The following is a 14,298-nucleotide window of genomic DNA, read 5'->3' as shown; positions in this document are numbered from 1 at the left end:
GATTCCCCGTGCCGGGGTGAACCCGGTCGACCTGCCCTTACGGCCCGGTCGACCTGGCCGTAAGGGCAACTGCAATTATCGCCGCGCCAAGTGCCCTTGCCGGAGGCGCCCCCAGCAAGGCGCAATCGTCCCGACGCGGGCCGCGGCGAACGAAGCGACGTACGAGACGAGGAGTCGCAGTGCCGACGCCCCCGGTGCCCGTGGCCCATCCCGTTCCGATCGGCCGGGACACCGAGATCGCCACGGTCGCCCAAGTCCTGTGCGCCACCGGCGAGTCCGGCACCCTGCTCGTCACCGGCGGGGCCGGCTCCGGGAAGACCACCGTGCTGGAGGCGGCCCGGTCGGCGGCGGTACGCGACGGTGTGCGCGTACTGCGACTGCCCGCGCCCGCCGCCGCCTTCCGGGGCCCCACCGACGGCGAAGGGACGGCGGTCGCCGCCGGACCGCTCGCCGACGCGGTGTGCGGGCTGCTCGCCACGATCCGTGGCCCCCGTATTCCGGCCCGGGTGAACGCCGTACGCCGCGCCCGGGCGCGACTCGCCGAGGACCGCCCGGCGCCCGGCGCGAACTCCAGGACCTCACCCGCCGCGCTCGCCGTGCTGGCCGCGCTGGGCGAAGCCCTGGCCACGGCCGCCCATCGGTCCCCGCTCGCCCTGGTCGTCGACGGCGTGGAACGGCTCTCGCCCTCGACGGTCGCCGCCCTCGCGCTGCTGCTGCGGGTGTTCCGCCCGGCGGACCTGCCGGTGGTGCTGGCCGCCGGGCCACCGTACGCGCCGGGCCACCTGCCGGCCCACCACGAGGACGGCGGCACACCCCTGCTCGCGGCGGTCGACCAGGTTCTCGACCTGGCGCCGCTGACTCCCCGAGCGGTGGCGGCACTCGTCGAGCGTCGCCTGGGCCGACCGGCGGAACGGGAACTGGGCGAGGCGGTGACCCATGACCTCGGCACCCTGGCGGGCAACCCCCAAGCCCTCCTGGCCCTCCTCGCCGACCTCACCCACCTGCCGGAAGTCGACGGCCGGCTCGGCCCCCCGGAGCCCGTGGCCACCGGCACCGGCACCGGCACCGGACCCCTCCCGGTCACCACGAACGCCGCCGCACTGATCCGTCTCGGCCTGCGGGACCACCCGCACCCCGCCCCCGCCCTGACGGCGTCCGCAGCCGCCCTGGCCCATCTCACCCAACGTGCCGAACTGCTCCTGCCCGACCTGCACGGCCTGACAGCCACCGGGACACCGGCCCCCCAGGCCGTGGACGCCCTGTTCCGGAGCGGCGTACTGACCCTGGACCACGACCGGGGCGGACGGGTCGCCTTCGCGGTGCCCGCACTGGCCACCGCGCTGATGACCCTGCCCCCACCCGGTCACCCCGTCCCCGCCCTCCACGCGGCCGTGGTGCGTTCGCAGGCCGACCGCCTCGGGCCGGCCGGCGCGGGAACGAGCCACCCCCGGCTCGCCGACCACGTGGCAGCGGCGGGCCGGACCCTGGAGGACGCCACCGCCGTCCCGCTGCTCCTCTCCGCCGCCCGCAAGGACGCCCGCGCGGACCAGCCCCGCGCCCTGCGCGCCTACACGTCGGCGCTCCACCGCCTGCCCCCGGACGACCCCCGCACCCCCGACGTACTGCGCCGGGCCGCCGCACTGGGTCTGGCCCACGCGGCCCACGCCGAGGTCCTCGCACTGGAGGAACCCCTGCGCGCGGCCCTGGCCACGACCCCGAAAAGCCACCCGGAGTCCACCGAGTCCCTGCACTTCGCCGCCCAGGCCTGGACCCTGGCCGCCCTCCACGAGCACACCCTCCCGGCCGATCCCCCCGGCCCCGGCGCGCTGACCGCCGAACTGCTCGCGGTGGCGGGCAGGTACGGAATCGGCCCGGAGAACAGCCCCGCCCCCGATCCGGCCGCGACCGCGCCCCCCTTGCCCACCCCGCCCGAACTGCGCCTGCTCGGGGCGGCCACCGGCGACCGCGCCGCCTGGGACCGCGCCCGCCGCGCCCTGCGCCCGGCCGCACCGGATCCGGCGGCCGAACTCCGGCTGCGGGTGGCCGCGTCGTACGGTGATCTGGCGGGCGGTCTCCGGGCTGTGCTCGGCGACCGCTACCTCGCCACCGGTGACAGCTCCGCCGCCCGCCACCACGCCATGGTCCTCGCCTACCACGCGGGCGACTGGGACACCGCCCTGGCCACGGCCCGACGTATCGAAGCCCGCGCCCGCACCTCAACCACCGGCCACCCGGCCGTACGCGCCCTGGCAGCCGAAATCCACTGCTTCCGGGGCGACTTGGTGCGGGCCCGCAGCTGGCTGGAGCTGATCCCCGACACCGTCACCCACCCGCTCGCCGCCCGCGCCCGCCTGACGGTCCGCTCCTGGTCGGGTCGCGCGGACGAGGCCATGGAAGTCGCCTGGCAGGATCTGGCCCGGGTCCGGGAAGCGGAGACGGGCCCGGCGGCAGGCACGGAACGGCTTCTGCTGCGCATCCTGCGCTTCACCCTGGACCGCGCGTCGGACGACCGCCCCGACGTCGACCGACCGCAGGCCCGACGCGTCGTACGGGAACTGGCCGCTCTGCATGACGAGACGGGCTCCCCCCTGGTGTACGAGGCGCTGCTCCTGGCACGGGCCGTGGTGCACCGGGACGCGGAGAGCGCGCGGGCGGCCCACGCGTCCGCGCGCGGGCGCGGTGACCTCCCGCTGGCCCTGGACTGCTCCCGCGTCCTCGCGGAGCTGGACACCGACCCCAAGCCCTGGCTCGCCGGCATCGCGCGGGAGACGGCCCGGCTGGGCATTGCGGGCCCGGCCCGCGCCCACCTGTCCGGTACGACCCACCGCAACGGCATGCCCCGGCCCCGCCGCCGCCCGGCCGGGCCGGGCCTGAGCGAGCAGGACGTCCGGCTGATCACGATGATCGGCGAGGGCGCGACCAACCGCCAGATCGCCGCCCGCCTGGCCTGCAGCGAGAAGACCGTGGAACAACGCCTCACCCGGCTCTTCCGGCGCACCGGCCGCCGCTCCCGCGTCGAGCTGACGACGGCCTGGCTCGACGGCGCACTGACGCCCCCTCAAGACGGGGACGAGGCATCGGCGTAGCACCAGCCCCCAGGTGCGCCTCCGCCACGCCCGCCCCGTCTTCTAAAGCTGCCGGATGCCCAGCCTTTCGTTCACCCAGTCGTGGAACTCGCCGATGTGGTGCTCGCTCGGGACGAGGACGCCGCCCTTCGCGTACAAGCGGGAACTCATCCCGGGCTGAGTGCGCTCGCAGGCCTCGAAATCCTGCCGGTTGACCCGGTCGAACAGCTCCACGGACCGGCTGACGTCCTTGCCGCTCTCGACGACGTGCGGGAGGTAGAGCCAGTCGCACTCGACGACCGTGCGGTCGGCGGCCACCGGGTACATGCGGTGGAAGATCACATGGTCGGGTACGAGGTTGATGAACACCTGCGGTTTGACGGTGATCGCGTAGTAGCGGCGGTCCTGGTCCTCGGCGACGCCCGGGATGCGGTCGAGCCCCTCGGAGCCGTCGATCGTGAACCCCTGGACCTCCCCGCCGAACTCGGCGCCGTGGCCGACGTAGTACTGGGCGGCGTAGCCGTCGGCGAACTCGGGGAGCACCTCGGTGAGTTCGGGGTGGATCGTGGCGCAGTGGTAGCACTCCATGAAGTTCTCGATGATGAGCTTCCAGTTGGCCTTCACGTCATAGACGATCCGTTTACCGACCGAGAGGTTGTCGATGTCGTAGTGCTCGATCGACTCGACGTCACCGAGCCGGCCGATGACCTCGCCGATGACGTCCTCCTCGAAGGAGGGCGGGTTCTCCGCGAGGCACACCCAGACATAGCCGAGCCACTCCCGCACGGCCACGCTCACCAGGCCGTACTCGGTACGCCCGACATCCGGCATCTTCGTGAGGTTGGGCGCGGCGACGAGCTTGCCGTCAAGCCCGTAGGTCCAGGCGTGGTACGGACACTGGAAGGCCCGCTTGACCTCGCCGGTCTCCTCGGTGCAGAGCTTGGCGCCGCGATGCCGGCACACATTGAAGTAGGCGCGGATCGAGTTGTCCCGCGCCCGCGTCACGAGGATGCTCTCGCGGCCCACGTCGACGGTCCGGAAGGCACCGGGCTTCGCCAGCTCGGACGCACGCGCGACACAGAACCACATGGTCTCGAATATGCGCTCCTGCTCCTGGGCGAAGATCCCCGCGTCCGTATAGGAGGAGCCGGGGAGGGTGGCGATCAGACTGTCGGGCAGACTGGTCGAGGTCACAGGGCACTCCTCGGAGAAACGTAGTGATCAAAGATCGGTAGACGTGATGTCGGGCAGCGCCCCAGTTGACAGCGGGCAGCGCCCCGCAGGGGCGCGCCCGCTAGGGGCGCGGGGAACTGCGCGACAAGCCCCCACCGGCCCGCAGCCAGACTCACCGCGAACCCGGCAGAGCCAACTGCTTGCGCCAGCGCACAAAAAGCCGTGGCTGATTCATCCCAAGAACGGCAACCGGCTCTCCACCCCGCCGATAAACGGCAAGGACATTACGGTCACCAACAGCACCTTCCTCGACCGTCACACTGTCAGCGACACCCGCGAACCCGGCGAACTGAATCTTCACCCCGTACTGATCCGACCAGAAGTAGGGCGGCCGGGGCACCCCCGGCTCAACCGCCCCGCCCGCCAGCAGCGCAGCCACCGCCGCAGCAGGCCGCTCCACCGCCCCGGTCCAGTGCTCGACGCGACGATGAACGCCCGCCCGAGGGTCGTACCAGTTGGCGCAGTCACCAACCGCGACGACCCCGGCCAGGCTGCTACGCCCGTCCGCCCCGCACTTGACCCCGTTGTCGAGAACGACCCCGGACCCGTCCAGCCACTCGACGCAGGGCCGCGCCCCCACCCCGACGACGACGATGTCGGCGGGAACACTGCGCCCGTCGTCCAGCAGAACAGCGTCCACCTGCCGCTCCCCACTCAGCCCCTTCACCCCGACCCCGCACAACAGCCGTACGCCATGGTCGGCGTGCAGTCCGGAGACGACGGCGCCCATGGTCTCGCCCAGGGGACCGGCCAGCGGTGTCGGGGCGGCCTCGATGACCGTGACGTCGAGGCCGAGGGCGTACGCCGTGGAGGCGACCTCGGCGCCGATGAAGCCGCCGCCGATCACCACCAGGCGTCCACCGCGGGCGAGTTCGTCGCGCAGGGCGCGGGCGTCGTCGAGGGTGCGCAGGGTGTGCACGCCGGTGAGGCCCTCGGCGCCCGGCAGGGTGCGGGCGGCGGCGCCGGTCGCGATGACGATGCCGTCGGCGCGCACCACCTGGCCGTCGGCGAGGCGGACGGACCGGTCGGTGCGGTCGAGGCCGGTGGCGCGGGTGCCGAGCAGCCACTCCGCGCCGAGGTCCTCGCCGTCCGTCTCCAGCCCGAGGTCCGCCTCGCCGAGGGTTCCGGCCAGGAACTCCTTGGACAACGGCGGTCTGTCGTACGGGCGGTGCGTCTCGTCGCCGATGACGACCAGCCGTCCGTCGTAGCCCTGCTTCCGGAGGGAGCGCGCCGCCGACAGTCCGGCCAGCGAGGCGCCCACCACGGCCACTGTCCTCACGCGGGACCCCCGGCGAGCCGGGCGGCGACGCAGGGCGGGAGGTTGGGGGCGTCCGTGGACACCCGTACGTAGATCATGCCGTCCTCGACGACGACCTCGTGGGTCCGCACCGGCAGCTTGGCCGGCGGCGAGTCGACCGCGCCGGTGCGCAGGTCGAACTTGGAGGCGTGCAGCGGGCATTCCACCTCGCAGCCCTCCAGCCAGCCGTCGGCGAGCGAGGCATCCTGGTGGGTGCAGGTGTCGTCGATGGCGAAGACCTCGCCGTCGTCGGTGTGGAACACCGAGACGGGCGGGTCGATGTCGAGCCGGAAGGCCTCACCTCGCGGGAGATCCGCGAGACGGCACGCGGGAATCATCATGACACCTCGGTGCGTATAGCGAAACGGATTGCGGTAAGCGCAACGTCAGTTTGAGGGCGTCCAGAACCCTTGTCAAGAAGTCCAGGGACCGGGATGAGCCAACTCGCGAGTTGCGCAATGGACAACACACATCACATTGCACAACCTGAAACCAAGCGAGCCCGATGCCGGAATGAGCGCTTCGGCGCAGCTCAGACGGACATCGGGCAGCAATGGACCCCAGGGGACGGGGTATACCGGATCGCCGGACGGGCCGGACGGTCAGAAACCGCGGTCGATCCACTCCTGGAGGTGCGGCGCCTCGGCCGCGACGGTGGTCGCATCACCGTGCCCGGTGTATACGACCGTGTCGCCCGGCAGGGTCAGCAGCCGGTCGCGGATCGAGTCGACGATGGTCGGGAAATGGCTGTACGACCGTCCCGTCGCCCCCGGACCGCCCGCGAACAGCGTGTCACCGCTGAAGAGGGCGGTCAGGTCGGGCGCGTACAGGCAGACCGCGCCCGGGGCATGACCGGGCGTGTGCAGCACGGTCAGTTCGACCCCGGCCACGGTGAGGACCTGACCGTCGGCCAGCTCGCCGTCGGGCGCGCGCTCCGGGTGGGTCTGCTTCCACAGCGGCAGGTCGTCGCCGTGGAGCAGGATCGGGGCGCCGGTGCGCGCGGCGAGTGCGGGGGCCGCGTCGATGTGGTCGTTGTGGGCGTGCGTACACACGACAGCCCGGAGCGTACGGCCGCCGAGAGCCGCCGCGATGGCGTCGGCGTCATGGGCGGCGTCGATGACGACCGCCTCGTCGTCGTCACCGACGATCCACACGTTGTTGTCGACGTCCCAGGTGCCGCCGTCGAGCGAGAACGTGCCCGAGGTGACGAGGTGTTCGATGCGAACGCCCATCACAGCACCACCACCGAACGCAGCACATCGCCACCGTGCATGCGCTCGAACGCCTTCTCGACGTCGTCGAGCGCGATGGTCTCGGTCACGAAGGCGTCCAGCGGGAGGCGGCCCTGGAGGTGGAGGTCGATGAGCATCGGGAAGTCACGGCTCGGCAGGCAGTCCCCGTACCAGGACGACTTCAGCGAGCCGCCGCGTCCGAAGACGTCGATCAGCGGAAGCTCCAGCTTCATCTCCGGTGTCGGTACGCCGACCAGCACCACCGTGCCCGCGAGGTCACGGGCGTAGAAGGCCTGCTTGTACGTCTCCGGGCGGCCGACCGCCTCGATGACGACGTCGGCGCCGTGGCCGCCGGTCAGCTCGCGGATCGCCTCGACGGCGTCGGCCTCCTTGGAGTTGACCGTGTGGGTGGCGCCCAGTGTGCGGGCGGTGGCGAGCTTCCGGTCGTCGATGTCGACGGCGATGATCTTCGCGGCACCGGCGAGGTTGGCCCCGACGACCGCCGCGTCGCCCACGCCCCCGCAGCCGATGACGGCGACCGTGTCACCACGCCCCACGTTGCCGGTGTTGATGGCGGCACCGATGCCGGCCATCACCCCGCACCCCAGCAGCCCGGCGACAGCGGCCGAGGCGGCCGGGTCGACCTTGGTGCACTGCCCGGCCGCGACGAGGGTCTTCTCGGCGAAGGCGCCGATACCGAGCGCCGGAGACAGCTCGGTGCCGTCGGTGAGCGTCATCTTCTGCTTGGCGTTGTGCGTGTTGAAGCAGTACCAGGGCCGCCCGCGCAGACACGCACGACAGTTCCCGCACACGGCACGCCAGTTGAGGATCACGAAGTCACCGGGGGCCACGTCCGTGACGCCCTCCCCGACCGACTCCACTACGCCCGCCGCCTCATGCCCGAGCAGGAAGGGGAAGTCGTCGTTGATCCCGCCCTCGCGGTAGTGCAGGTCGGTGTGACAGACCCCGCAGGCCTGGATCTTCACCAGCGCCTCGCCCGGACCGGGATCGGGCACGAGGATCGTCTCCAGGCTGACGGGGGCGCCCTTCCCCCGGGCGACGACAGCACGGACCTGATGAGTCATGGCCACTCCTCGGCTGGTACAACCTGGATGTTGCTCATTGCGGCACACATCTCATGTGCCGCAACACAGCATCGTGGAGCACCAAGCAGCGGTCAAGAATTCTGGAGCTTCCTCAGACGTTCCTCCGGTACTGCCCGCCGATCTCGAAGAACGCCTCGGTGACCTGGCGCAGCGTGCACACCCTGGCGGCGGCCATCAGCGCCTCGAAGGCGTTCTCGCCGCCCACCGCGGCCTCCTTCAGCCGGGCGAGCGCCTGCGCGGCCTCCGCGCCGTGGGCGTTCTGGAAGTCGCGGACGCGCGTGAGCTGGGACTCCTTCTCGGTCTCCGTGGCCCGGGCCAGCTCGACCTCGTGGGGCGCCCCTTCCCCACCGGGCCGACGGAAGGTGTTGACCCCGATGATCGGCAGCGTGCCGTCGTGCTTGCGCTGCTCGTACAGCATCGACTCGTCCTGGATGCGCCCGCGCTGGTACCCGGTCTCCATGGCCCCGAGTACGCCACCCCGCTCATTGATGCGATCGAACTCGGCGAGCACGGCCTCCTCGACCAGATCGGTGAGTTGGTCGATGATGAACGACCCCTGGAGCGGGTTCTCGTTCATGGCGAGCCCCCACTCCCGGTTGATGATCAGCTGGATGGCCAGCGCCCGCCGCACCGACTCCTCCGACGGCGTGGTGACGGCCTCGTCATAGGCGTTGGTGTGCAGGGAGTTGGCGTTGTCGTAAATGGCAATGAGCCCCTGCAGGGTGGTGCGGATGTCGTTGAAGTCCATCTCCTGGGCGTGCAGGGAACGGCCCGAGGTCTGGACGTGGTACTTCAGCTTCTGGCTGCGCTCGTTGGCCCCGTACCGCTCCTTCATCGCGACGGCCCAGATCCGCCGCGCCACCCGCCCCAGCACGGAGTACTCCGGATCCATCCCGTTGGAGAAGAAGAAGGAGAGATTGGGCGCGAAGTCGTCGATGCGCATGCCCCGTGCCAGATAGGCCTCGACGTACGTGAACCCATTCGCGAGGGTGAAGGCGAGCTGGCTGATCGGGTTCGCCCCGGCCTCGGCGATGTGGTAGCCGGAGATGGACACGGAGTAGAAGTTGCGGACCTTCTGCTCGATGAACCACTCCTGGATGTCGGCCATCATCCGCAGCGAGAACTCGGTGGAGAAGAGACAGGTGTTCTGCCCCTGGTCCTCCTTGAGGATGTCGGCCTGGACGGTGCCGCGCACATTCGCGAGGGCATACGCCCGCAACTCGGCGGCCTCCTCGCCCGACGGATCGCGCCCTTCGGCCGCGTGGAACTTCTCGATCTGCTGATCGATGACGGTGTTGAGGAAGAAGGCGAGGACGGTCGGCGCGGGCCCGTTGATCGTCATGGACACGGAGGTGGTGGGAGCGACGAGGTCGAACCCGTCGTAGAGCGCCTTCATGTCGTCGAGGGTGGCCACGGAGACCCCGGACGTGCCGACCTTGCCGTAGATGTCGGGGCGTTCGTCGGGGTCACGGCCGTAGAGGGTGACGGAGTCGAACGCGGTGGACAGCCGGGTGGCCGGCTGCCCCTCGGACAGCAGCTTGAAGCGCCGGTTCGTACGGAACGGATCGCCCTCCCCGGCGAACATCCGCGCCGGGTCCTCGCCGTCCCGCTTGAAGGGGAACACCCCGGCCGTGAACGGGAAGAGGCCGGGCAGGTTCTCCCGCCGCCAGAACCGCACCAGCTCGCCGTGATCGATGAAGGCGGGCAGCGCGACCCGGGGGATCTTGTTGCCGGACAGGGACTCACGGTTCAGCTGCGTACGGATCTCCCGGTCCCGTACCTTCACCACCTGCTCGTCCCCGGAGTACGACGCCACGACCGCGGGCCAGTTCCGGATCTGGTCCCCGATGTCGGGCGGAAGGGCCCGGCGGGCGTCGGCGAGCAGCGCCCCGACGCCCTCCCCGTCGGCGCCGGCCTCGACCAACTCACCCATGACGGCGTCCAGCCGCTGCACCCGCCGAGCCGCGTCGGCGAGCGTCTCGGTCCGGGTGTGATAGGCCCGCACCGCCTCGGTGATCTCGGCGAGGTAGCGCACCCGCTCGGCGGGCACGACCCGCCGGATACCGGAGGAGTGCCGCACGGCGACCGGCGCCAGGGCACCGTCGGACAGGGGCAGCCCCCGCTCGGCCAGATCAGCCTTCAGATACTGGTAGAGCGCGGTGACACCGTCGTCGTTGAAGGTGGCGGCGGAGGTGCCGAACACCGGCATGTCCTCGGGCTTCTTCCCGAACGCCTCCCGGTTGCGCACAAGCTGCCGGCCCACGTCCCGCAGCGCGTCCTTGGCCCCGCGCCGCTCGAACTTGTTGATCGCCACGACATCGGCGAAGTCGAGCATGTCGATCTTCTCCAGCTGCGAGGCGGCGCCGAACTCCGGCGTCATCACATACATCGAGGTGTCGACGTACGGCACGATCGCCGCGTCGCCCTGGCCGATACCGGGCGTCTCCACGATGACGAGATCGAACCCGGCAGCCTTGATCACATCAATGACATCGGACAGATGCTGGGGCAGCTCACGACTCCCACGCGTAGCCAGACTCCGGAAGAAGACCCGACTGCCGTCCAGGGAGTTCATCCGGATCCGGTCGCCGAGCAGCGCCCCGCCACCCCGGCGCCGGGTCGGGTCGACGGCGATCACGGCGATCCGCAGCTTGTCCTGCTGGTCGACACGGAATCGCCGTACCAGCTCATCGGTCAGCGAGGACTTCCCGGAACCACCGGTGCCGGTAATTCCGAGAACGGGCGTCACGCGCGCCGCAGCGGCGGTACGCACCTGCTCCAGCAGCTCGGCGGGCAGCTTGCCCAGCTCGGCGCCGGTGATGGCACGGGCGATGGCGAACCGATCACCGGTGAGCACGGCGGCGGCATCAACAGCCTTACTGTCCCAGAGATCGAAATCGCAGTCCTTCACGACCGAGTTGACCATCCCGGCGAGGCCCATCCGCTGCCCGTCCTCGGGCGAGAAGATGGTGACCCCGCTCCGCCGCAGCCGGGCGATCTCGTCGGGCACGATGACACCACCCCCGCCGCCCACCACCTGGATGTGTTCGGCACCCTGCCCTCGCAGCGACTCGACCAGATACTCGAAGTACTCCACATGCCCGCCCTGGTAGGACGACACAGCGACACCGTGCGCATCCTCTTCGAGCGCCGCGTCCACGACCTCCCGCACCGATCGGTTGTGCCCCAGGTGGATCACCTCGGCGCCCTGGGACTGGAAGATCCGCCGCATGATGTTGATCGAGGCGTCATGCCCGTCGAACAGCGCCGAGGCGGTGACCAGCCGGACGGGGTGCACGGGACGGTGGAGATCGTTCACGGTCATGCCTTCCCATTTACTTGGACGTCCTAGCAATCAGGATACTAGGACGTCCAAGTAAATACCCCCCAGCCCGTCCGGCGTTTGAGGACGAGGCCGTTCAGGCCGAAGGGGGGTCTGGGGGCGCAGCCCCCAGGAACGGGATGGGACGGGTAGGGGCGGCGGGGGCGAAAAAACCCCCTGCCGCCCACACCCGGCCCGCCCCGTCCTCCCGCTGGCCCCCGAAGCGCTCCACCCCGAGACTGGACCCGTGCGCCCAGTCACCGCGACGGCCGCTGCCGTCATCGCAGCTCTGGCGGTCGGCGCCGCCAGCGTCGCCGCAGGCCGCTACGCCAGCGACGCCGCCCTCAAGGCGCCGCCGGGCAAACCCCTGCCCACCGAACCCCGGCTCACCGTGCACTCCATCGCGGCCGGCCGCGTCACCCTCACCCGCGCCCTGGCCTCCCAGCGCCCCGGCACCTACGGCCTCGCCGGCGACGGCTCCCACGCGGTCGTCGGCGCCGTCCTGAACCACGCGGCCCACTCCGCCGACACCGTCGTACGCCGCCTCGAACGGGTCTCCCTCGGCTCCCTGGAGCCCCGCGACAAGGTCTGGCTCACCCCGAACGTGCACGTCGGCGACCCCGGTACCGCCCTCGGACTCGACCACCAGGACATCGAGATCCCCGGCGAACTCGGCGCCCTGCCCGCGTGGTTCGTGCCCGGGGTGCGCACCACCTGGGTGATCACCGTGCACGGGCTCGGCGCCACCCGCGAGCACCCCCTGAACGTCCTGCCGTTCCTGCACCGCCAGCGCTTCCCGGTCATCGACCTCGCCTACCGGGGCGACCCGGGCGCTCCCCGGCCCCAGGACGGCCTGGGGCACCTCGGGGAGACCGAGTGGCGCGACCTGGACGCGGCCATGCGGCACGCCCTGAGCCATGGCGCCGAGCACGTCGTCCTGTACGGCTGGTCCACCGGCGCCACCATGGCCCTGCGGGCCGCCGCCCACTCCGCGCTGCGCGGCCGGGTCTCCGGGCTGGTCCTGGACTCGCCGGTGCTCAGCTGGGAGACCACCCTGCGCGCCCTCGCCACGGCCCGCCGCACCCCGGGCGCGCTGCTGCCGCTGGCGGTGCGCGCCGCCCAGGGTCGCACCGGGCTGCACGGCGACCGCATCGACGAGGCCGCCGACCCCGCCCGGCTCACCGTCCCGACCCTGATCCTGCACGGCCCCGCCGACACGATCGCCCCCTGGGCCCCCTCCCGGCGCCTCGCGGCCGGCCGCCCCGACCTGATCACCCTGCACCCGGTCCCGCACGCCCCGCACGGCGCGATGTGGAACGCGGACCCGGCGACGTACGAGGAAGCCCTGCGCCGTTTTCTCACCCCGCTGATGTAACCGACGCCGCCCGCGCGGGCGGTCCGGTTACCGGGGCGGCGGGCGGACCCGACCGCCATCCGCCCCGTGAAACACCTGGTCCGCAGCGCCTCGCCCATGCGCCGCCCGATCGTGAACCTGATTCCGTTTAAGGCTGGACCACTGGCTTGAACACCCCCCTCGGCCCCCGCCCGAACCCCCTCCCTTGGCCAGCCCTGTGGCCCGCCGTGACATTCCGTTTGGGTTTTCGGACCGTCAACCGGAAGACTGCACCCGTGACGTCCCGTATCCCGCGCGACTCCAGGCTTCGACTCGTCCGCCCGCGACCCCTGGCCGCCGCCCCACGAGCGATGAACCAGCGGCGCTCGCGCCGCCCCGCCCCACGTCCGCCCGAGGGCACACCGGCACCGTCGGAACTGGCCCGAATGGCTCGTTCCGGTCTGGCCGGCGCGGCCCGCGTCGCCCGCTGGGCCGACCCCGCCCTGCGGCCCGGCCATGACGGCGAGGCCTCCGACGGCAGGGGCACCCTGTCCGACGCCACCGCCGAACGGGCCGCCGCCGAACTGGGGTTGACCCCGGATCAGGTCCGCCACGACTGGGACACCGCCAGGCTCGCCGGCCTCGTCGAGGTGCACGGCGACACCGCGCGCCCCGGCTGGCGACTGCGCGCCTGGAACCGCGACGACAGCGCCGTACTGCGCGGCTGGGTCGCCCTCTTCGACGCCTGGTCGCTTGCCCACCCGGAGGCCGCCGACCACGAGCCCGCCGCTGTCGCCGAGGTCGTCTCCGCGATGCCCCAGGTGCTCTCCTTCCTCCAGCTGTCCGCGGGGCCCGTCCCCATGGAGCAGCTCCTCGACCTCCTGGAGCAGCGGGTCACGGAACTGCGCACCGAGCGCTGCGAGATCCCGTACGGCCCCCAGCCCGAGCCGCTGCCGCAGCAGCCGGAGGCCGGCGCCGTCGACACCCCGCTCGCCCCCCTCCTCGACTGGGCGCTGCACGCCCTGGCCTCCGTCGGCGCCCTCACCTACGGCGACGGCCATGCCACGCTCACCCCGCTCGGCAGCTGGGCGGTGTGGGTCAAGCTGGAGCAGATCTGCGTCGCCGCGCAGAGCCCGGCCGGCAACATCGAGCAGAACGCCGAGGACATGCTGCGCGGCTGCTCCCAGCTGCGGCCCAACGCGGCCCGCGCCGAGTACCGCGCCTGGCTCGCCGCCCGCCCCGTCGGCAGCGCCGTCGCCGAACTCCTCGACGCCGCCCGGGGCGAGGACGCCCTGCTGCGCGGTCTCGCCTTCGAGGCGCTCCGCGTGGTCGGCGGCCCCGCCGAGCCGGATGTGCGTGCCGTCGCGGGGAAGACCCCGCTGCGGCCGTACGCCCTGCTGTGGCTGGCCGAGCACGACGGGATCGACCCGGAGGACGCCCACGAGGTGCTCACCCGCGAGGAGGCCACCTGGATGTGGGTCGACACCGCCGCGGCCGTCGCCGACCACGGGGAGGCGCCGCTGCTCGTACGTCACCTGGAGTCCGCGGTGCAGCCCACCATCCCGGCGCTCCTCGACGAGGTGCGCGCGGTCGGCCACCCCCGCACCGTCCAGGTCCTGGTCGCCCTCGCCGCCGCCCACCCCGACCCGGCCCTCGCCAAGGCCGTACGCAGGGCCGCCTTCCAGGTGCACACGGGAGGCTAGGAGGTGT

9 protein-coding genes and 1 pseudogene are annotated in these 14,298 nt (G+C 71.9%); 3 read left to right on the top strand and 7 right to left on the bottom strand.

All coding sequences use genetic code 11. The features are described 5' to 3' along the window. The first annotated feature begins 179 nt into the window (after nucleotides 1-179). Nucleotides 180-3,086: an AAA family ATPase gene (locus ACWCRB_RS19595; protein WP_450997246.1), complete on the top strand. Its 2,907-nt coding sequence runs from the start codon at nucleotides 180-182 to the stop codon at nucleotides 3,084-3,086. Between the two features lie 42 nt (nucleotides 3,087-3,128). Here the strand turns inward: ACWCRB_RS19595 and ACWCRB_RS19590 are convergent, their stop codons facing one another. The 7 genes and pseudogenes from ACWCRB_RS19590 to ACWCRB_RS19560 all read right to left on the bottom strand — a co-directional run. Then, nucleotides 3,129-4,259, bottom strand: coding sequence for an aromatic ring-hydroxylating oxygenase subunit alpha (locus ACWCRB_RS19590; RefSeq protein ID WP_450997245.1), 1,131 nt, complete (start codon nucleotides 4,257-4,259; stop codon nucleotides 3,129-3,131). Nucleotides 4,260-4,410: 151 nt separating this feature from the next. Beyond that, a complete protein-coding gene (locus ACWCRB_RS19585) occupies nucleotides 4,411-5,577 on the bottom strand; it encodes an NAD(P)/FAD-dependent oxidoreductase (protein ID WP_450997244.1) in 1,167 nt (388 codons plus the stop codon). After that, entirely contained in the window at nucleotides 5,574-5,936 is a 363-nt protein-coding gene (locus ACWCRB_RS19580) for a bifunctional 3-phenylpropionate/cinnamic acid dioxygenase ferredoxin subunit (RefSeq protein WP_319207347.1), read from the bottom strand. Before ACWCRB_RS19580 ends, ACWCRB_RS19585 begins: the two co-directional genes overlap by 4 nt. A 261-nt stretch (nucleotides 5,937-6,197) precedes the next feature. Next, nucleotides 6,198-6,827 (bottom strand): MBL fold metallo-hydrolase, encoded by a 630-nt coding sequence (locus ACWCRB_RS19575; protein ID WP_450997243.1) that lies wholly within the window; start codon nucleotides 6,825-6,827, stop codon nucleotides 6,198-6,200. Further along, nucleotides 6,827-7,912, bottom strand: a complete 1,086-nt coding sequence (locus ACWCRB_RS19570) for an S-(hydroxymethyl)mycothiol dehydrogenase (RefSeq protein ID WP_235478575.1) — start codon at nucleotides 7,910-7,912, stop codon at nucleotides 6,827-6,829. The genes ACWCRB_RS19575 and ACWCRB_RS19570 overlap by 1 nt, the downstream gene beginning before the upstream one ends. Nucleotides 7,913-8,024: 112 nt before the next feature. After that, nucleotides 8,025-11,252 (bottom strand): fused isobutyryl-CoA mutase/GTPase IcmF, encoded by a 3,228-nt coding sequence (gene icmF, locus ACWCRB_RS19565; RefSeq protein ID WP_450997255.1) that lies wholly within the window; start codon nucleotides 11,250-11,252, stop codon nucleotides 8,025-8,027. Between the two features lie 69 nt (nucleotides 11,253-11,321). Continuing rightward, nucleotides 11,322-11,474, bottom strand: a pseudogene (locus ACWCRB_RS19560) (cobyrinate a,c-diamide synthase); the annotation flags it as partial. A gap of 28 nt (nucleotides 11,475-11,502) precedes the next feature. On the opposite strand from ACWCRB_RS19560, the gene ACWCRB_RS19555 reads away from it, so the two are divergent. Then, nucleotides 11,503-12,630 (top strand): alpha/beta hydrolase family protein, encoded by a 1,128-nt coding sequence (locus ACWCRB_RS19555; RefSeq protein ID WP_450997242.1) that lies wholly within the window; start codon nucleotides 11,503-11,505, stop codon nucleotides 12,628-12,630. Between the two features lie 254 nt (nucleotides 12,631-12,884). Further along, entirely contained in the window at nucleotides 12,885-14,291 is a 1,407-nt protein-coding gene (locus ACWCRB_RS19550; RefSeq protein ID WP_450997241.1) for a hypothetical protein, read from the top strand. The last annotated feature ends 7 nt before the right edge of the window (nucleotides 14,292-14,298 follow it).

It is taken from the genome of Streptomyces sp. NPDC002156, from assembly GCF_053593675.1.
The sequence above is the reverse complement of the archived record's forward strand: the minus strand, read 5'-3'. Positions and strand labels throughout refer to the sequence as shown.